This is a genomic window from Salimicrobium salexigens (assembly GCF_900156705.1).
Lineage (GTDB): Bacteria > Bacillota > Bacilli > Bacillales > Halobacillaceae > Salimicrobium > Salimicrobium album.
Map to the genome: position 1 here is coordinate 193960 of NZ_FTOK01000006.1, position 18867 is coordinate 212826.

At 46.9% G+C, this 18867-nt stretch carries 14 protein-coding genes; 8 read left to right on the plus strand and 6 right to left on the minus strand.

The window, feature by feature from the left end; translation table 11 throughout:
* Positions 1–127 precede the first annotated feature (127 nt).
* The 4 genes from BW931_RS09100 to BW931_RS09115 form a co-directional block, all read right to left on the minus strand.
* Positions 128–1645 carry a putative polysaccharide biosynthesis protein gene (locus BW931_RS09100; RefSeq protein ID WP_076571712.1) on the minus strand — a complete coding sequence of 506 codons (1518 nt, stop codon included), beginning with the start codon at positions 1643–1645 and terminating at the stop codon, positions 128–130.
* Positions 1642–2391, minus strand: coding sequence for a WecB/TagA/CpsF family glycosyltransferase (locus BW931_RS09105; RefSeq protein ID WP_008590405.1), 750 nt, complete (start codon positions 2389–2391; stop codon positions 1642–1644). The genes BW931_RS09100 and BW931_RS09105 overlap by 4 nt, the downstream gene beginning before the upstream one ends.
* A gap of 44 nt (positions 2392–2435) precedes the next feature.
* Complete coding sequence (gene csaB, locus BW931_RS09110) at positions 2436–3518, minus strand: polysaccharide pyruvyl transferase CsaB (RefSeq protein ID WP_076571714.1); 1083 nt, start codon at positions 3516–3518, stop codon at positions 2436–2438.
* A 107-nt stretch (positions 3519–3625) separates the two neighbouring features.
* On the minus strand, positions 3626–5578 hold the full coding sequence (locus BW931_RS09115; RefSeq protein ID WP_076571716.1) for an S-layer homology domain-containing protein: 1953 nt from the start codon (positions 5576–5578) through the stop codon (positions 3626–3628).
* Positions 5579–5913: 335 nt separating this feature from the next.
* Between BW931_RS09115 and BW931_RS09120 the strand changes: the two genes are divergently transcribed.
* From BW931_RS09120 to BW931_RS09130, 3 genes are all read left to right on the plus strand, one after another.
* The gene (locus tag BW931_RS09120; protein WP_076571718.1) at positions 5914–7299 is read left to right on the plus strand and encodes an N-acetylmuramoyl-L-alanine amidase; all 1386 of its coding nucleotides are present in this window, start codon (positions 5914–5916) and stop codon (positions 7297–7299) included.
* Positions 7300–7385: 86 nt separating this feature from the next.
* Positions 7386–9053: a S8 family peptidase gene (locus BW931_RS09125; RefSeq protein ID WP_084193899.1), complete on the plus strand. Its 1668-nt coding sequence runs from the start codon at positions 7386–7388 to the stop codon at positions 9051–9053.
* Between the two features lie 139 nt (positions 9054–9192).
* Positions 9193–10575 (plus strand): N-acetylmuramoyl-L-alanine amidase, encoded by a 1383-nt coding sequence (locus tag BW931_RS09130; protein WP_076571720.1) that lies wholly within the window; start codon positions 9193–9195, stop codon positions 10573–10575.
* A 255-nt stretch (positions 10576–10830) separates the two neighbouring features.
* On the opposite strand, the gene BW931_RS09135 is transcribed toward BW931_RS09130, so the two are convergent.
* Positions 10831–11808: a C40 family peptidase gene (locus tag BW931_RS09135; RefSeq protein WP_076571723.1), complete on the minus strand. Its 978-nt coding sequence runs from the start codon at positions 11806–11808 to the stop codon at positions 10831–10833.
* 236 nt (positions 11809–12044) lie between these two features.
* Entirely contained in the window at positions 12045–12842 is a 798-nt protein-coding gene (locus BW931_RS09140) for a LysM peptidoglycan-binding domain-containing protein (RefSeq protein WP_076571725.1), read from the minus strand.
* Positions 12843–13394: 552 nt separating this feature from the next.
* On the opposite strand from BW931_RS09140, the gene BW931_RS09145 reads away from it, so the two are divergent.
* The 5 genes from BW931_RS09145 to galU all read left to right on the plus strand — a co-directional run bounded on the left by BW931_RS09145 (position 13395) and on the right by galU (position 18850).
* A complete protein-coding gene (locus BW931_RS09145) occupies positions 13395–14162 on the plus strand; it encodes a YveK family protein (protein ID WP_076571727.1) in 768 nt (255 codons plus the stop codon).
* Complete coding sequence (locus BW931_RS09150) at positions 14152–14856, plus strand: CpsD/CapB family tyrosine-protein kinase (protein WP_407690199.1); 705 nt, start codon at positions 14152–14154, stop codon at positions 14854–14856. The genes BW931_RS09145 and BW931_RS09150 overlap by 11 nt, the downstream gene beginning before the upstream one ends.
* Positions 14857–14964: 108 nt before the next feature.
* Positions 14965–15729, plus strand: a complete 765-nt coding sequence (locus BW931_RS09155) for a tyrosine-protein phosphatase (RefSeq protein WP_076571729.1) — start codon at positions 14965–14967, stop codon at positions 15727–15729.
* A gap of 369 nt (positions 15730–16098) precedes the next feature.
* Complete coding sequence (locus tag BW931_RS09160) at positions 16099–17949, plus strand: polysaccharide biosynthesis protein (RefSeq protein WP_076571730.1); 1851 nt, start codon at positions 16099–16101, stop codon at positions 17947–17949.
* 13 nt (positions 17950–17962) lie between these two features.
* Entirely contained in the window at positions 17963–18850 is an 888-nt protein-coding gene (gene galU, locus BW931_RS09165; RefSeq protein ID WP_076571732.1) for a UTP--glucose-1-phosphate uridylyltransferase GalU, read from the plus strand.
* The last annotated feature ends 17 nt before the right edge of the window (positions 18851–18867 follow it).

The window sequence follows — 18867 nt, forward strand, 5'->3', positions numbered from 1 at the left end:
GATTAGGCAGTAATCGTTACCTTCAGTAAGAAAAATAACATCCGAAAGTCACGATTCCACCGTAATCGTGACCTTCAACGCAACGATACGCCCCCGAAGGGCACGCAAACTGTAGAACCCCGATGTCTCACCGTTTAACGAGCAGTTTCAGCTCCCGCAAAGACACTACTCTCAACGCTAGTAAGCTGCCTGCATATACTGTAATACCCGCTGCAAGGGCGACGAGTAAAAAAAGAAAAGCTTCTCCTCTCGCCCAGACCCCGGGCGAGAAAACCAGAAAGGGAACGGCCATCGCAGCTACGGCCAGTACAGTACTGCCGAGCAATTGCGGAAACCGGTCGGGCACCAGACGCAGCTGAACGGATTTTTTAACAAACAGTGCATTTCCTGCATAAATAAGCGCAAAGACAAGAATATTGATGACAGCGGCACCCGTGAGCCCGAACACGGGAACAAGCAGCAGGTTAAGAACAAGTTTCAAAACGGCAGCTGTTGAAATGACCACAGCCGCCTGTTTCCCTTTCCCGAGTCCCTGCAGTATGCCTGTCGTAATAATGGAAAAGGAAATGAACACAGAACTCGCTCCGAGAATGGCCATGACTAAGGTGCCGGCTGCATCGGTGAACAGGGCCACGTTCAGCGGAAGGGCCAGTACGACGAAACCGGCGGCTGCCGGCCAGGAAATCAGATGGTTCCACTTGTCTGCGTTACGGATATCCTGTTTCACTCCGGCCATATCACCGGTCACGAGCCGGTGCGAGATGGCTGGAAGAAGGGGATAGATGACAGCTGTCGCGAACACGGTCGAAATCTGAATAAGCGATAATCCCCGGCCGTACAGACCAAACAAATAGTTCGTGTCTGTCCTGAGCCCGGCCGGAATCGTGACGGCGTCCACGAACTGAAGCAGTGGCACCGTGAGGGTACCGAAAGCGATCGGGAGCGAAATTTTCAGTATGTATTTACTCCACACCCGGAAATCTTCAAGAGTATAGGTTCCGGTGAATTTCCTTCTCGCAGACGGTACTTTTGAGTAATGGAAAACGAGATAGAGGAAAGAAGCGGCGACCCCCACTGTCGAACTCGTCATGACGAACCCGGCCGTCGTGGATGCTTCCATTCCCATACGGACGGAGATGTAGGCTGCACCTATGATCACCCCAACTCTCACCGTCTGTTCCATCACCTGGGAGAGAGCTGTAGGTTTCATATCACCGTTGCCTTGAAAATATCCCCTGTATACTGCCATGGAAGGAGCGAAAAGCAGGGCGAAAGACACGGCCCGGATCGCAGGGAGGGTGGAAGGCCCGCCGAGAGCTGCGGCGAGCGGAGAAGAAAATAAATTAACGATAAGAAAAGCGCTGACTCCGAGGAGCGCGCCTAACACGTTGGCGGTTCTATGTATGACCTGGATCTCCCGGGAACTTTCCCTTTCTGCAATCAGTTTCGAAAGGGCTAGCGGTATACCGGCTACGGACAGAGTGAGTGCTACCATATATACCGGATAGACGAGTGAAAAGATACCGAGTACCGAATCTCCTGCGATATTCTGGAGCGGAATTCTGAAAAAGCTTCCGAGAACTTTTGAGAGAAGAATCGATGCGGATAATAGAACCGCACCTTTCATAAGCCCGTTCGTCTTCATTTTCGCATCCGCACCTTTTCTTTGAGTACGCTGAGAGCAAACTGGGGGAGAGAAATCATGCGTCTCCATCTTGCAGGCTGCTGGAGGAGACGGTACAGCCATTCCAGGTTGCAGTTCTGCCAGGAGATGGGTGCTCTCTTCGTAACGCCGGCAAGTACATCGAAGCTGCCTCCCACGCAGAGGAAGACACCTTTGTCGAATCGGTGATAGTTTTCGGCGACCCATTCTTCCTGACGCGGTACTCCGAGCCCGACGAATATAAGGTCCGGTTCCAACGCCCGGATCCTCTCCACGATCAATGTCGTCTCTTCTTCATCATGTATGTTGAAGTACCCGTCGTGATAACCGGCGATGTGCAGATTCGGGTAGTATTTCTCAAGGTTACGCACAGTCTGGGTGATGACTTCGGGTTTAGCTCCGAGCAGGAAAATTTTATAGGAATATTCCTGGGAGACTCTTATAAAATCAACCATAAGGTCGTACCCTGCGACTCTCTCCGGAAGAGGGTTGTTCATGATCCGGGAGGCTTTAACGATACCGATGCCGTCTGCGGTAATATACGAAGCGGACAGGATAGCACTCATATAAGAATTGTTCTTCTTTGCCGTCATAACGATTTCCGGGTTGGCAGTTACGACAAATGATTTTTCCGCGTTTTCGATATGAGAAATGAGATTATTTTTAAGTGTATGACGATCGATACTGCTTACAGGTATCCCGAGGATATCCACGTTCTTCGTTTCCATATGAATCTCCTTTAGTGATTTACAGAGTTCTTTCGGCGACCGGTTCAGTCAAGCCTCTTTCTGAAGTAACGGAGGGCCAGTCCCGGGGTTTTTTCGGCTTCTTTTATAAGAAAGCGGACGGTTGTACAATATTCCGCATAATTATCCTCATCTGACAGATGTTCGAAAGACGCGTTCATTTTAGCGGGGTCCCACGTTTCTTTTTCATCATTTACGTCTCCGAGGACCGGCTGCTTCAGTTCTTTCGCGAACGAGTCGATTTTCGGATCGTACGAAATAGCTGCAAACGGAACGAATGCGTTCGCCGCCAGTATGAGCGAATGCAGCCGCATCCCTATGAGGAGGGAGGACGTGGCGATAAGCGCCGCTTTCTCCTCGAGTGACAGATAAGAAGGGCTGATCAATGTTTCCGATTCCATAAGAGCAGCGATTTCCTCCGCAGCTTCGGTGTCCGGAACGCCGTGCATAGAAATAAACAGAATTGTGTACCCTTTCTCTGCAAGATTGTCGAGGAGGGCGGCGAGCCCCTGCCTGTAATCTTTTGATACGGGCCAGTCGCGTAAGCTGACCGTCACGATTTCGGAAGTGAGTTTCTTCTCCTCAAGCCAGGTGCAGGAGGGTGTTGCGAATACGGAGCCGAGAACCGGATCCGGCGAAATCGAAAAAGGTCCCTTCGCTCCGAGTCTGTGAAGAAAATCGAGCGACTCCACGTCTCTCACCGTACCTTCCACGTTCTTCAGAGTTCTCCGGGTCATAAGACGGGAGAGGGGACGTTCGAGCGGGCCCACGCCCTGGCTGTAAAGAAACACAGGTTTATTATAAAGTTTGGCTATACTGACGATAGAAGTGTAATAAATAAGGGTGTTGAGGCTTGTAACATCCTGAAACAGGCTGCCTCCGCCGCTGATCAGTCCGTCTGCCTGACGGATGACCCTGCGGATCTGAGCCATATCCCACCTGTTTACGGCTTCCACCTCGTAGTTACTGCACGTAGTGACGGGGTCGTTGGAGAGGACGGTAAGCCGCACTCCGGGTTCCTGCCGGCGAAGCTGATAAACCATCGCCTGCAGAATAGCCTCATCCCCCGTATTTTGAAAACCGTAGTATCCTGATATGACCAGGTGCATAAATTCTCATCCTTTATTTTCCTTATGGTTTATATTTCACCATTTCCATTTTATCACGAAAAGAACAGGGGAGTAATCATTAAAAGCGATTACTCCCCTGGTGCCGATTATTCAGCGATATTGAGTTTTTCCAGATTCGTTCCATATCGTCCATTATGGCTGTAAACGAATCCTTTACCGTGATCGACAGGTTTCACGCCAGTTTTTCCAGATTCATAGTCTTTCGTCGTAACTTCATACCACGTACCTTCACTCGATGTGTTCACCGTATCAAGAATCTGTACGGTACTTCCTGCTTTCCCGAGCGAGTAAATTTTGCCGGCGGAAGTTCTGGCGCTGGTGCGGACGTTCGTGTCCGGCTTCAGTGTTTCCGCCAGAGGAGAAGCGCCGAGCTCGCTTTTCACACCATATTTTTTGCTTAAATATTTATCGGCTCTGTACATATGGCCGGCGATTTTCTGTCCCCAGTACGGATCTGAGGCGTAGTAGACGTTCATACCGGAGCTCTTGTTGCCGAGATGAGCTCCGTAGCTCTTCCACGTATTCTCGAAATAGCCGGGAACGATGAAATCTTCCGCCGCTTCAAGAATGCCCGTTTCGAAGTTCTTATAGGAGTAGGCACTTTCGTAAGGAGTGCCGTCTCTCGCTCCTATACCGAACAGGTTGTTTTTATCCTGGGCGATCCGGCTCTTACCCCAGTTACTCTCATGGATGGCGTGGGCCATCAGGTACAATGCGTTCGTTCCGTGCAGTTTTTCGGCTTTCTTGAAGTCATCACCGGTGCCGATTAGCGGACTGTTCGGCTGTTCGGCGGCGATGAAATTGTCGAGCTGTTCCGCAGTATAGGACGTATCACTGTAAAGAGGGAGGCGGTTGAAATACTGATACGCATCTCCTGCTTTGCTGCCGTTTTCGTTCAGAAAAGTGTTGCCATTATAGCTGTAATACTTGCGTCCTTCCCGCATGAAAGAAGGAGCTTTTCCGTATACGTAGGAGCTTCCTGATTTAAGGGATGTATTGTACTTGTAATGGTACAGGTCTCCGTTCTTCGCATAGTAATACGAACGTCCTTCGATCATGGAAGAAGGAACAAGATTGATATCCTCCTGAGCTACATAACCGACCGTGTCGGCAAGTTGGACTTTCGCATAATTTTCGGTAAGGTCAAGCAGTTTCACTTCGACACCCGAGGTGAAGTACGTCAGAGAGCTTGAGAGATTCTTATCTTTGTAAATACTTGTGAAAGTGTTCGAGACGGCTTTCCCGTCTTTGATCCAGGCGACGCTGTTCCCTTTCAGCACGACCTGACCGGAAGAGGCGTTGGAGACAGCCTGGTCGTATGTTTTATAACTCTTATGGATGACCGGCTCTTTGTCTTTGCCAAGCGTGGCCACACTGTAGTTATATTTCTCTTCCGGAGGGTTCAGTACTTTCAGTAATCTGTTGATCACGGCTGCCGTTTCCCCCCTCGTCGTAAGGTCGGAAGGAGCGAAGTAAGAGCCCCCGTTAATTACTTTCCCGTTGATGATTTCCAGTCCCGTAAGAATCTGGACCGCTTCTTTCGCATAAGATCGGATCTTCCCGTTGTCTTTAAACGTCAGAGGTTCCGTTTCTGTAACGATTCCTTTGGATTTGGCTGCATTCATCATAATGACAGCCATATTCTGACGGCTTATTTTCTCGTTGGGTTTAAAAGTACCGCCCGGGTATCCCTGGATCAGTCCTTCGTTGTTGGCGACGAGTATATAAGGGTAATACCATCTGCCCGAATCCACATCGGAAAAAGAAGTTGGATCGAGCGACTGCAGCTCAGTGATGACTTCTTCTGTCACCGGTAGATCAAGCGCCCTTGTGATGAACGCTGTGAACTGAGCGCGCGTCACCTCAGCTTTTGGTCTATATGTACCGTCCTCGAAGCCCTGCATTATTTCTTTATCTATCAGCGATCTCATATCTTTTTCAAAAGGTGACCCTGAGATATCATCCTGTGCGTGCAGGGCCGGGGCCGAAATGGACAGGAGCATCAATAAAGTGACCAGAAAAACGGAAATCTTTTTCATCAAACAAAACTCCTCCTTGTGCTTTTTCGTTCTCTATAATAAACTATCAGATTAGAACACGTTTGAATAGCTAAATTTTAGGAAAAAACAACAATTTTTTAAGTAATCTATATTTTTGACCATTAAACGCTGGTAAACAGGAGTTTTAATGAACTGAAAAGGGAAATAAATACCCGATTTTTGAGTCTTGAAACCGGTAATTTTGTTAATTGGTTAAAAAGTCCTGTTTAATAAACTTAAAATTAATCGATACAACAGATAGTGAGGAAAAATTCTCGTGCTCCGATCATTCGGATCGGAGCGTAAGTAATAAATCAGGAAAAGGGGTTAAGTGAATGAGAGGTAAGGGTTTACGCTATGCAGTCGTCGTTCTCGTCGCTGTTCTGTTGTTGAGTATGGGAGCAGGCAGTGTATCAGCTGACACGGTCACCGGGGTTCCCGGTAAGTACAGTAAAGAAATAAACTATTTGATCGGAGAGAACATCATCAAAGGGTATCCGGACGGGGATTTCCACGGAGATGACAAAGTTACGAGAGCCCAGGCTGCGGTCATGGTAGGGAGAATGCTCGGACTTTCCGGTGAAAAAAGAAGCACGGATTTCCCTGATGTAAATAAGGGCTTGTACGCTTCCGGATACATACAGTCTGCTAAAGATAAAGGTATCATCACCGGTTTTCCGGAGGGTGACTATCGTCCGAACAAGAGCATGACGCGAGCGGAAATGGCTTATCTGATTGTAAAAGCGTTGCGTCTCGAGACGAAGAGCGACGTTACGTTCACGGGCATTCCTAAATCGTCGAAACTCTATGACTATGTGAACAAGCTCAGTACGGCGGGTATTTCGGAAGGTTTTCCTTCCGGAGAATATAAGCCGGACAGAATCATTTCCCGCACAGAATTCTCCCTGTTCGTTGCACGCGGCATGAACAAGGAATTTAAAGTTTCGTCGGGTACGGAAGAGCCGATGGAAGTGCTTGAAAAGCAGATTGTAACGGCTGATTTCCTGAACGTAAGAAATGGAGCCGGATCGAATAACCAGGTCGTCGGCAAAATTTATACGGGGGACATCGTCTCCGTTTATAAGAAAGAAGGCAGCTGGTACTACATTTCTTCCGGCAACATCAAAGGGTATGTGCATTCCGCGTACCTGATGGATAAGCCATCGAAGACGTATAAAGTCGCCATCGACCCGGGGCACGGGGAAAGAGATCCGGGCGCTTCGGCGAATGGCATCGTAGAGAAAGAGCTCGTACTTGATGTGAGTAAGAAAACACGTAAGTTTCTGGAGAACGCAGGAATGGACGTCGTAATGACGAGACAGTCGGACTGGTACCCTTCCCTGTCAGGCCGGGTAGCTATCGCCGAGCGTAATAACGCTACGGAATTTGTAAGTATTCATGCAAACGCCGCTTCGGAAGGCGCAAATGGTGTAGAGACTTTCTATTACGCAAGCGGTATGTCGGGCAGAGAATTCAACAGCTATAAGCTGGCTAAATTCATCAACGAAAGACTTTACAAAGAGATGGATATGACAGACCGTGGAGTCAAAAACGGGAACTTCCACGTCATAAGAGAGACGTCGTTGACGGCTGTCCTTACAGAAATCGGGTTTCTGACGAATAAAGGAGATGCAGGAAAGCTGAAGACCCAGCACTACCGTGAGGCCGCAGCGAGAGCGATTGCACTTGGAGTCATGGACTATTATAACTGGAAAGAATAAATGGAATAGAAGCGGACGAACCCTGTCCGTTTCTTTCTGTCGTTTTCCGCTCAGAAGAGCTGGCGGCTAGGACAGGAAAAGAAAGGATGGAATGGATGAAGGATATGGGCAGCAAACTCCTGCTCGCAGGCCTTCTGGCGCTGATTGCGGCGTTCGGAGGAGCGGTGACGGAGAACGTTTCAGCCGAAAGCAGTTACAGAGTGGTAGTCGGATTCGAAGAGGGCACCTCGGGCAGATACAGAACTGCAGTGGAAGGGGAGCATTTACATACGTACGATTCTCTGAATGCTGTATCTATGAAGATGAACCGTAAACAGATCATCGAGATGCAAAAGAAGCCGGAGGTGGCCTGGGTCGAGTTTGACCAGAGAGTCTCTGTAGCTGCTGAAAGAGAAACGTGGGGCTACAAAGCAACGGAACCGTCGAAGGCAAGAAGCTGGGGCCTTACGGGTGAAGGCGTGAATATTGCAGTCATCGACACGGGAGTAGCCAAAGACCACCCGGATCTCAACGTCCGCGGCGGTGTGAATACGATCGAGGGCTCGACCGGATGGGCGGACGACAATGGCCACGGTACCCACGTTGCGGGCGTACTCAACGCCCAGCCGAACAATAGAGGAACAGTCGGTATAGCTCCCGATGCCAATCTTTATGCTGTCAAAGCTCTGAACAAAGACGGGGACGGCTGGGAAAGTGAAATCATCGCAGGGATCGAGTGGGCTTTCAAAAAAGATGTGGATATCATCAATTTAAGCCTTACGACCTGCAGCTCCTCCATTCCTATGAAGAAAACGCTTGAGAAAGCGGAAGAGAAAGGGGTATTAGTTGTTGCCGCCTCCGGCAACAAAACTCCCTGTAACGGAAGGTATCTTCCGGACGTCATGTATCCGGCACGCTATGACAGCGTCGTCGGTACGGGAGCGGTGAATGATGAATTCCAGAGAGCCGCTTTCTCCTACGGAGGTAATTCCCTTGACGTAGTCGCCCCGGGCACCGGAGTGTACAGTACGTACGTGGACGCAAAGACAGGGGTGAACGGATACGAATATTTGAACGGTACTTCCATGGCAGCCCCTTTCGTAAGTGGAGTATTCGCTTTGAACAGAGAAGCCTATCCTCATTACACTATCCAGCAGCTCAGGAAAGAAGTGAGAGACCGGGCGAAAGACCTTGGACCAAAAGGAAAAGATAAAGACTTCGGTCACGGTCTTGTCCAGGCTCCGGTCAATCCTTTCAAAGATGTGTCTTCCGGCCGCTGGTACTATGAGCCTGTCCGAAAGCTGTACGTCGATGGGACAGTTACAGGGTTTAGAAATGCCACGTTTCGGCCGGATGGGAAGATCAGCCGTCAGGACGTCGTTACGATGCTAGGCAGAACGTTGAACCTGGAAGAAAAGGACTCGAATACCGGCTTCCCGGACGTGCAGGAGAATTCGTACAGTGCGGGGTATATATCCGCCGCTGTAGAGAAAGGATTCATTAACGGCTTTCCGGACGGAACGTTCGCTCCGCGTAAAAATATCACCCGCGGTGATATGGCAGTCATGCTGAACCGGGCTTTTCAGTTTCCGGAGGCAGGCAGATCCTATTTCTCGGACGTAAACGGCCGTTACTACACTGAAGCTATAAATGCCGCCGCAAAAGCAGGAGTTCTTTCCGGGTACAGGGACGGGACATATCAACCGTCCGAACCTGTGAGCCGTGCGGAACTTGCTAAAGCACTTTACGAATCAAAAGAATACTCATCCAGATAGTTACTCACCAATATTACAAGAGCATTACAATAATGTTAAGAAACTAATAGTATGCAATAATCACCTATTAATAAATAATAGTATATTATAATGAACAAAGAATATTATAAAAATTTTAAAAAAAGGGAGTTTTAACCACATGATCAAAAACTTTAATAAGGTCGTTGTGTTCATGGTCTTTGCTGTTCTTTTCACTGTCGTTCCGCTGAAGGAAGCGAACGCTGCCGTTACAGGAATACCGGGCAGCTATAAGTCTGAAATCAACTACCTCATCCATAAAAAGGTAATCGCCGGTTACCCGGACGGTCGATTCAGAGGAGATGAAGAAGTAAGCAGACAGCAGGCCGCCACGATGGTCGGCAGGGCTCTCGGTCTGAATAACAGGAAGCGGACTACGGAATTCCCCGATGTAGATAAAAATTCGTACGCTTCCGGATACATACAGTCCGCCAAAGATAAAGGGATCATTACCGGTTACCCGGATGGTACATTCCGTCCTCAAAATACGATGACGAGGAAAGAAATGGCCTACCTCGTATCCAAAGCGTTCAATTTCTCGAAGATGAGCGGGGAGTACTTTTCAGATGTAAAAGGACCGGGTGCCGGCTACAACGCTGTGAACAAAGTAGCTACAGCCGGTGTAAGTAACGGAACGCCGGACGGGAGATTCCTTCCGAACAAGAAAATAACGAGAACAGAATACTCCCTGTTTCTGGCCCGCGCGATGAATAACGACTACCGGGTGGAACGTGATCTCGCGGTACAGGAAGAAAGAATAATCTCAAGCAGCACTCCCCTTAATGTAAGAATCGGCCCGGGGACTGGATACAAAGTGATTAATCAGTTCAAAACGGGCAGAACCGTCCGTGTCCATAAAAAGGTCGGAAACTGGCTTCAGGTCTCCTATGGAAACACGCTCGGTTTTGTGCATGCAAACTACACGACTTCCGATGTAAGCAGCTCGAGAGTCATCGCGATTGATGCCGGTCACGGCGGCTGGGACCCGGGTGCTTCCGGACATGGGGTAGTAGAAAAAGAAGTGAACCTGAAAGTATCAAAACTCGTAAGGGACAAACTCGCAGCTTCAGGAGTGAAAGTGGTAATGCCGCGACGGAATGACACATACATTTCTCTTTCCGGACGGGTGGATTTCGCTCAGCGGAACAACGCGGATACGTTCGTAAGCATTCACTCCAACTCTTTTTCGAGTGAAAATGCCTCGGGAGTAGAGACGTATTACTCGGCGGCAGCACTTGGACCGAGAGCATATAAGAGTTACAAACTGTCCCACTTCATTCAGCAACGCCTTGTGAAAGCTATGGATGCTTCCGATCGTGGTGTGAAAGAAGCAGGGTTCCACGTAATCAAGAGAACGACCCTGCCTTCTGCACTTGTCGAGCTTGGATTTGTGACGAACAGAGAAGAAGCCCAGAAACTCGGGTCCTCCTACTGGAGAAACAGAGCGGCAAATGCCGTGGCCCAGGGTATCATTGACTACTACAACTGGGAGGAAAGAAGATAGACGAAAAATGAGCCTGCAGCTTAGCTGCAGGCTTTTTGTTTGTATATAGAGGAGAGGAGCAGAGACACCTGCTCGCTTTCTAAAACGATATATAACGCTAGAATATGAATAGCGACGTACTGTGCAGATAGCACCGGTGAAAAACGAAACAGAGCCACTAATCCAGAACGTCAAGGTTCCGATGTTAGTGGCTCTGTCATTTCTCAAATACTGATAAAGCAGTCTTCTGTCGTGAAACAACAGGATCAATCCGTATTAGTTGATAGCATTATAGACAAAAGCGGCAAACTCACTTCTTGAAGTGGTCTTTTTAGGACGGAAAGTGTTGTCTTCGTAACCGTTCGTAATAGAATTGGAAGCCAGCGCCTGAATGTATTCATAAGACCAGTTATGACTGCTCACATCCTTAAAGCCTACTCTCCCGCTGCCGGAAAGGTCGAAAGCCCGCGTGAGGACGGTGGCTATCTCTTCACGTGTCATATGTTCTTCCGGTCTGTACGTGCCGTCTTCGTAACCTTCAATCAATCCTTTGGCTGCCACTGCGTTCACGTACTTTCTGGACCAGCCGGATAAGTCAGAAAATCTGTCTCTAGAAGACGTACCCAAATTCAGTGCCTCGCTGATCATTTTAGCTGCTTCTCCGCGTGTGACGTTATCTTTCGGACGGAAGTAACCGTTGTAACCTTCAATGATGCCTTTATCGCTTATGTATGAAATCTTCTTAGCTGCCCAGTAATGATCAGGGACGTCACGGAAATCAGTAATGGTGTTGGAAGAAGTGTGGGACTGGTCTTCTTCGAACACACGACGTGCTCCGCTATAGTTACGTTTCCAGTAGTTGTAGTTAAGAGACGTTACATCAATGTCATCATCAGGGTTTTCCGCAGAAATCATTCTATCGTTACCAATATAAATGCCTACGTGATAGACGGGTTTACCGAAAAAAACGAGATCGCCCGGTTTCAGATTCGATCGGCTGACATATTTCCCCTGTCTTGCCTGCTGACGGGATGTACGATTCAGTTTGACACCGTTTTTCGCATAGACGTAGCGGGTGAAGCCGGAACAGTCGAAACCGGATGGAGTAGTACCTCCGTAAACGTACGGTGAACCTGAGTATCTGTAAGCTGTATCAATAATACTCTCCGCTTTGCTTTGTGCGGATGAGCCTGGAGCGAATAATAAGAATACTGCTGCAAATGTAAATAAAAAAGCCGCCAGTCGCTTAATCATATGTAAATCCCCCTGTAAAGTTATTTGTTTCAAGCCTAGCATACGAAAGTTTTAGACAAGTTACAGATTTATGACAATTGGGTTACAGCCGTTTTATGATCCGTCAAATCGGGAATACTTTGGTTTCTTAAATTTAGTGGATTCCCGTTTAACTTCCTGATAAAAGTCACTGATTCCAAAAGAAAAGCGTCCACCCGCACGGGGAGGACGCTTCATTCATTTAGACTCTGCTATTATTAGTTAAGAACTTTAACGGTTACGTTGCGACGGCCGAAGTCAAGAGCGTCGCTGTTGCTAGGCATGAAGACATCGATACGGTTACCTTTGATAGCACCGCCAACGTCACCGGCGATTGCTGTTCCGTAACCTTCAACCCATACCTTGGACCCGAGTGGGATTACGTTAGGGTCTACAGCGATGACTTTCTGGTTAGGGTTAGCTCTAAGGTCCTGACCTGTTGCAGTTGTACCGCTGCAGCCTGCGCAGTAAGCAGTGTAAGCAGTAGCTTCTGCTGTGAACTGTTTAACGACATCGCCCTGGCTGCTGCTTTCTTCGGAAGAAGCAGAAGAAGATGCAGTCGTGTTACTTTCTTCAGAAGCTGTGTTATTACTGCTGGATTCGGATTTCACTGCAGTGGATCCGCCAACAGACAGCTGATCACCAGGGTGAATCAGGTTAGAAGAAAGGTTGTTCCAGGATTTAATCTGGGAAACGCTTGCTCCGTGTTTTTTACCGATGGAGTAGATAGTATCTCCGGATTTAACTGTATACGTGTTCGATTCGCTCGCCTGGTTGCTACTGCCGTTGTCGGAAGCAGAAGCCTGACCGCTAACTGTAAGAGACTGGTTAGGGAAGATCAGGTTGGAAGAAAGATTGTTCCAGGATTTAAGCTGACTTACAGAAACATTATTTTGCTGGGAGATGCTCCAAAGCGTATCTCCACTATTTACGTTATATTCTTCCGCACTTACAGTAGTCGCGAACGCTCCTGTCAAAGCTGCGGTAGTTGCTAAAGTAATCATTTGTTTTTTCATTTATAATTCCTCCTGTGTGTTTAAATAATCCGTGTCTCATCTGCACAACCACAATACTAAAGTCATTAAACATTAAAGTTAAGAACAAAACGCTAACATTCGTATTGCAAATCTGACAGTTATATTGCAGTGAAGTTACAAAGGAATAGAAAACCCCGTAATGACGGGGATGAAGTGAAAGAGATTTTCCTGAAAATAAAGGCGAGAAGTAGATAAAATTTCTTGAAATAATGGTTGCATTTCATATTTTTAAGGTTGAAGGAGGTTTTTTTGATAAATCGATCCTCTCTCGGGAAGCTTTTTCTAATCAATATGGTCACGTTAATAACGTGTAATTCAGGAGACATATATAATATAGAAGAAACTCGTCAGGAAATATTAAAGAAATAGTTGCGTGAAAAGTGTGAAAACAACAGTTACCTAGAAGAAACCCGCTTCAAACGTAAAAATATTCAATAATTTACAAAATGCATACTTGTTCTAAATATTGTTATGTTATAATGAAAGTCGGTTTATTTGATTTTTTATGGGAAAGTAGGGGGACAGAATATTATGGAAGAAACTATTTCACTGAAGGAAATTATGAGCGTACTGAAGAAACGGTGGCAGCTGATAGCCGGTTGTGTCGTCGGAGCCATTCTTTTGAGCGCCATTGCTACATTCTTCTTTATGACGCCGACGTATCAGTACTCTTCGGAATTTATCGTCAACCAGGAAAAGAACAATAATCAGCAGCAGGCCGGATACGATATAAATGAAATCAGATCGAGCGTCGAACTTATCAATACATATAACGTCATTATTAAAAGTCCTGCAATTTTAGATGAAGTGAACAATGAACTGGATCTCAACTTAAGCGCCGAACAGCTGGCGAACAAAATAACCGTCTCTAACGCCGAGCAATCCCAGGTCGTTACGGTGGCGGCGACAGATGAATCAGCGGAAACCGCAGCGAACCTTGCGAACGCAACGGTACAGACTTTCGAAGCGAAAATTCCCGATTTAATGAACGTCGATAACGTAAACGTCCTTTCAGAAGCGGAAGCCGGACTCAACCCGTCTCCGGTCAGCCCGAACGCCCCGCTGAACCTTGCTATCGCAGCGGTTGTCGGACTTATGCTGGGAGTAGGAGCGGCATTCCTGCTGGAATATCTCGATACCACGGTTAAAAACACGGATGATCTGGAAGAAGAATTTGGAATGGCAGTTCTGGGATCAGTCTCTACCATTGCACCCGGGGAATCCTCCAGACAGGAAAGAACGAACACGAATACAAGAAGTGTAACGTCAGGACAAAGGAGGGAAAACGTTGGTTCTTAAAAGAAGAAAGCATTCACCTTTAATGAAGAGATCGCTCATTGCCCACGAGAACCCGATGTCTCCGATTTCTGAGCAATACAGAACAATTAGAACGAACCTTGATTTCGCTTCCGTCGACAGCGAATTGCACATGATGACCGTTACCTCTGCCGGGCCTTCCGAAGGGAAATCACTAACTACGGCCAATTTAGCAGTAGTATTCGCACAGCAGGGAAAGAAAGTTCTTCTCGTCGATGCGGATATGAGGAAACCTACCGTCCATTACACGTTCCGTCTTGATAACGTAGCGGGATTGAGTAATTACATAGCAGGGCATGATCATTCCCTGACTAATCTAATTAATGGCAGTCGCGTGGAAAATCTCGATATCATGACGAGCGGTCCGATACCACCGAACCCTTCGGAACTGCTGGGATCGCAGAAAATGAAGGATTTTCTTCAGGAAGTGAAGAAGAAATACGATCTGGTAATATTCGACTCACCTCCCGTACTTGCAGTTACCGACTCGCAGGTGCTTACTTCTCAGACGAATGGTACGTTACTCGTCGTAAGAAATAAAAAGACGGAGAAGGAAGCCGCAAAAAGAGCGAAGGAGCTGTTGGAGCAGGCAAAGGCGAATGTTTTAGGGATGGTGTTGAACGATGTACCTCAGAAAGAAAGCGGGTATTACGTTTACTACGGTAAAGAAAAATAGGAAAGACCAACGCTCTTCTGTAAACATACAGAAGAGTTGTATCTTTTAGGAAGCTTTTGTTATGGTAAGAAAATAAAGGTTCATCAATTTAGATAGGGAGCGAAGCCGATGATTGATATACATAGTCATATATTGCCTGATGTCGATGATGGAGCCCAGTCGGAACGGGAAAGCCTGGAAATGGCAGAACAGGCCCTTGAGGAAGGAATCCACACGATTGTAGCAACTCCCCATTTCAAAAATGGGCATTGGGACAATTCGCGACGCGATATAGAAGCGAAAGTTCATGTTCTTAATCGCTTTTTTGAAGAAAATGAGGTCCCATTAAAGGTTTTGCCAGGGCAGGAAACGCGTATTAACGGGGATATGCTCGCAGACATTGATAACCAGGAAGTACTTACTATTAACCACGGTCAGTATGTTTTTGTAGAATTCTCTTCAGATTCAGTGCCGAGATACACCGGTCAATTGCTGTATGATCTACAGTTGAAAGGATACAAACCGATTATTGTTCATCCGGAACGGAACAGCTACCTGCAGGAAAAGCCTTCCGTTCTTCATGATTTCATACAGCAGGGCGCCTATGCTCAGCTGACTGCCGGAAGTCTGATCGGAAGCTTCGGCAAAGAGGTGAAAAAGTTCAGTGAACAATTACTGGAAGCGAAGCTCATTCACCTGATTGCATCAGACGCCCACAACGTGAAGCACCGGCCGTTTCATATGAAAGAAGCCTTTGAAAGAATCGAGAAACTGTATGGACCGGAAACAAGGGAAGCATTTCTGGACAATGCCCGGTTTGTAGTAGATGATGAACCGTTATTCGCTGAACCGCCGGAACATGTGAGGAAGAAAAAAAGATTCGGTCTCTTTTAGAGATAAATGAACCCTCTGGCCACATTAATAAGGTCAGGGGGTTCAGTAGTGTCGATAAAAAGCGTCCGTTTTATTGAATTGGTGAATAATTCGTAGACTTCACCTGTCTTATACAAAAATATGTAATTACAGTGTGGTTTACTAAAAGGCGGTGTTGCCAGTAAAGGAAAGTATTGTTAAACTTATAAAGTAATTCTAAACAGATATATTATAATGAAGAAAAATGAATCCATTATGGAATTACTGTGGTTCATATATGGATGGAAACTGAGATATCTTTACAATTTTGCTTCACCACTAAATAATGTGCACATTTGAATTTGTTCTTCATAGTAGCTAATACATAAGAAAGTAGGAGTTCTCATGGTCATGACGAAAAATCGGAGATTGTTGCTGTTAATTACAATAGATTCATTAATCGTGACATTCTCTATCTACATGTCACATTTCTTCCTCAACCCTTACTTCCACGTCTTTAATCGAATCGTATTTGTCACTTCCCTCATGCTTCTTATAACCCACCACCTCTTTTCCTGGACGCTCGGTATGTATAGAAAGAAATGGCGCTATGCCAATATGGAAGAGCTTTTAGGTCTTACTACCGTTGTATCATCTTCCGTATTATCAACAGCCATTCTCCAGTTCGGATTGTTCGGAACTGTATACGAGCGGGCGTTGATCGTTACTTGGATGCTCCATATTCTTATGATCGGCGGAGTCAGATATTTATGGAGATACTACAATACGTACGGCCTTACTCTCAACCCGGGTCTTAGAAAAGTTAAACTCATGAAGAATAACCCGGAAGCCCGGCGCACGGTTATTATAGGGGCAGGGTCAGCAGGGCAGATGCTCGCTAATCAGATGAGAGGCAATGGTGATACGAGTGTCAATCTCATCGGGTTTATCGATGATGATTCATTCATACAGAAAATGTCTATAGCTTCCGTACCTGTTCTTGGCCGGGTGAAAGATATGGAAAAAGTGGTCAATAATAAAGAAATCGGCCACGCTGTAATCGCTATGCCTTCCGTAGACCGCTCACGCATACGGGAAGTCATTAAACAGGTTCAGCCTCACGTTAAAAGTGTACAGACGTTGCCGATGATTGAGGACATTGCTTCCGGAAAGGTTTCTGTCAGTCATATCCGTGATGTTTCCATTGAGGATTTGCTGGGGCGTGAACCTGTTGAACTGGACACCGATTCCATTAATGAAGAAATTACCGGGCAGACAATCCTTATCACAGGGGCAGGCGGCTCCATCGGTTCTGAAATCTGCCGCCAGCTCGTCAATTTTAAACCGAAGCGATTAGTGCTTCTGGGTCACGGAGAATTCAGCATTTATAACATTCATATGGAATTGTCCAACCTTGACCTTGAGACAGAGGTCATTCCGGTTATTGCAGATGTACAGGACCGCGACCGCATCCATCAGGTGATGAAAGAGTACAAGCCGCAGTATGTGTATCACGCAGCGGCGCACAAGCACGTACCTCTTATGGAAGCGAACCCGAAAGAAGCGGTGAAGAACAATGTCATCGGAACGAAAAATGTTGCCGAAGCAGCAGACAAGGCCCGGGTCAAAACATTCGTACTCGTCTCCACAGATAAGGCGGTCAATCCGACAAATGTGATGGGAGCCACGAAGAGACTCGCGGAGATGGTCATCCAGTCCCTGAACCCGGAAAGCAAAACGGAATACGTAGCCGTCCGATTCGGAAACGTCCTCGGCAGCCGCGGCAGTGTCATCCCACTCTTCAAAAAGCAGATTGAAGCAGGCGGCCCGATTACCGTAACGGACCCTGAGATGACGCGCTACTTCATGACGATTCCGGAAGCATCGCGACTTGTCCTTCAAGCAGGGGCCCTGGCCAGAGGAGGAGAAATCTTCGTCCTCGATATGGGTGAACCGGTGAAAATCGTAGATCTCGCGAAGAATCTCATTTATCTCTCCGGCTTTACGGAAGAAGAGATACCAATAGAATTCTCCGGCATCCGCCCAGGGGAGAAAATGTACGAAGAACTACTTGGAGACAACGAAGTACATCCTGAACAGATTTATCCGAAAATCTATGTTGGTAAAAACAATATGGTTACGAATGAAAACATCCGGGAGATTGCTGAGCATGAACTCGTCTATTTGAAGACAGAGAAGATCCCTGAGAGAGTGTTCGATCTTATTAAGGTTAAAGAAAAACAGGCCGTTTCGTACGGTTGAAGGAGCGATAATCATGAATAAACCAGTGAAGAAAGCGATCATTCCGGCGGCTGGTCTCGGTACACGTTTCCTGCCGGCGACGAAAGCGATGCCGAAGGAGATGCTTCCGATCGTCGATAAACCGACGATCCAATATATCGTTGAAGAAGCGATTGAATCAGGTATAGAAGACATCATCATCGTGACCGGAAAAGGGAAGAGGTCAATCGAGGACCACTTTGATAAGAATTTCGAACTTGAAGACAATCTTTACCAAAAAGAGAAGTTCAATCTTCTGGATAAAGTGAATGCTACATCAAATGTGGACATCCACTACATACGTCAGAAGGAACCGAAAGGCCTCGGGCACGCGGTATGGACAGCACGCAAATTCATCGGAGACGAACCGTTTGCAGTTCTTCTTGGTGATGATATCGTCCGTGCAGAAAAGCCTGGACTGAAACAACTGATCGAGGAATACAATAAGACATTATCTTCCGTGATCGGTGTGCAAACCGTACCGGACGACGAAACGCACCGCTACGGTATCATCGACCCTCTTGATAATGATGGCCGACTATATCAGGTGAAGAATTTCGTGGAAAAACCGAAACAGGGAGAAGAGCCTTCGAATCTGGCTATTATGGGACGTTATGTACTGAACCCTGAAATCTTCATGTATCTTGATAAGCAGGAAAAAGGTGCCGGTAACGAGATACAGCTCACGGATGCTATTCAACATCTTAATCAGATTCAACGCGTCTTCGCCTATGATTTCGAAGGGAAGCGTTTCGACGTCGGAGAGAAATTCGGTTTTGTGAAAACGACTGTCGAACTTGCTTTAGAACGCGACGAACTGCGTGAAGATATGGTGGATTATTTGCAACAAGTTATTAAGGAACAATTCAACACGAAAGTGTAGGTTGCTTCTCGAAAGAT

Coding starts and splice junctions, on each gene's coding strand:
- galU (WP_076571732.1), top strand. CDS start 17,963: ATGAATAAACCAGTGAAGAAAGCGATCATTCCGGCGGCTGGTCTCGGT.
- BW931_RS09140 (WP_076571725.1), bottom strand. CDS start 12,842: ATGAAAAAACAAATGATTACTTTAGCAACTACCGCAGCTTTGACAGGA.
- BW931_RS09135 (WP_076571723.1), bottom strand. CDS start 11,808: ATGATTAAGCGACTGGCGGCTTTTTTATTTACATTTGCAGCAGTATTC.
- BW931_RS09130 (WP_076571720.1), top strand. CDS start 9,193: ATGATCAAAAACTTTAATAAGGTCGTTGTGTTCATGGTCTTTGCTGTT.
- BW931_RS09115 (WP_076571716.1), bottom strand. CDS start 5,578: ATGAAAAAGATTTCCGTTTTTCTGGTCACTTTATTGATGCTCCTGTCC.
- BW931_RS09105 (WP_008590405.1), bottom strand. CDS start 2,391: ATGGAAACGAAGAACGTGGATATCCTCGGGATACCTGTAAGCAGTATC.
- BW931_RS09155 (WP_076571729.1), top strand. CDS start 14,965: ATGATTGATATACATAGTCATATATTGCCTGATGTCGATGATGGAGCC.
- BW931_RS09100 (WP_076571712.1), bottom strand. CDS start 1,645: ATGAAGACGAACGGGCTTATGAAAGGTGCGGTTCTATTATCCGCATCG.
- BW931_RS09160 (WP_076571730.1), top strand. CDS start 16,099: ATGACGAAAAATCGGAGATTGTTGCTGTTAATTACAATAGATTCATTA.
- BW931_RS09145 (WP_076571727.1), top strand. CDS start 13,395: ATGGAAGAAACTATTTCACTGAAGGAAATTATGAGCGTACTGAAGAAA.
- BW931_RS09120 (WP_076571718.1), top strand. CDS start 5,914: ATGAGAGGTAAGGGTTTACGCTATGCAGTCGTCGTTCTCGTCGCTGTT.
- BW931_RS09125 (WP_084193899.1), top strand. CDS start 7,386: ATGGAATGGATGAAGGATATGGGCAGCAAACTCCTGCTCGCAGGCCTT.
- csaB (WP_076571714.1), bottom strand. CDS start 3,518: ATGCACCTGGTCATATCAGGATACTACGGTTTTCAAAATACGGGGGAT.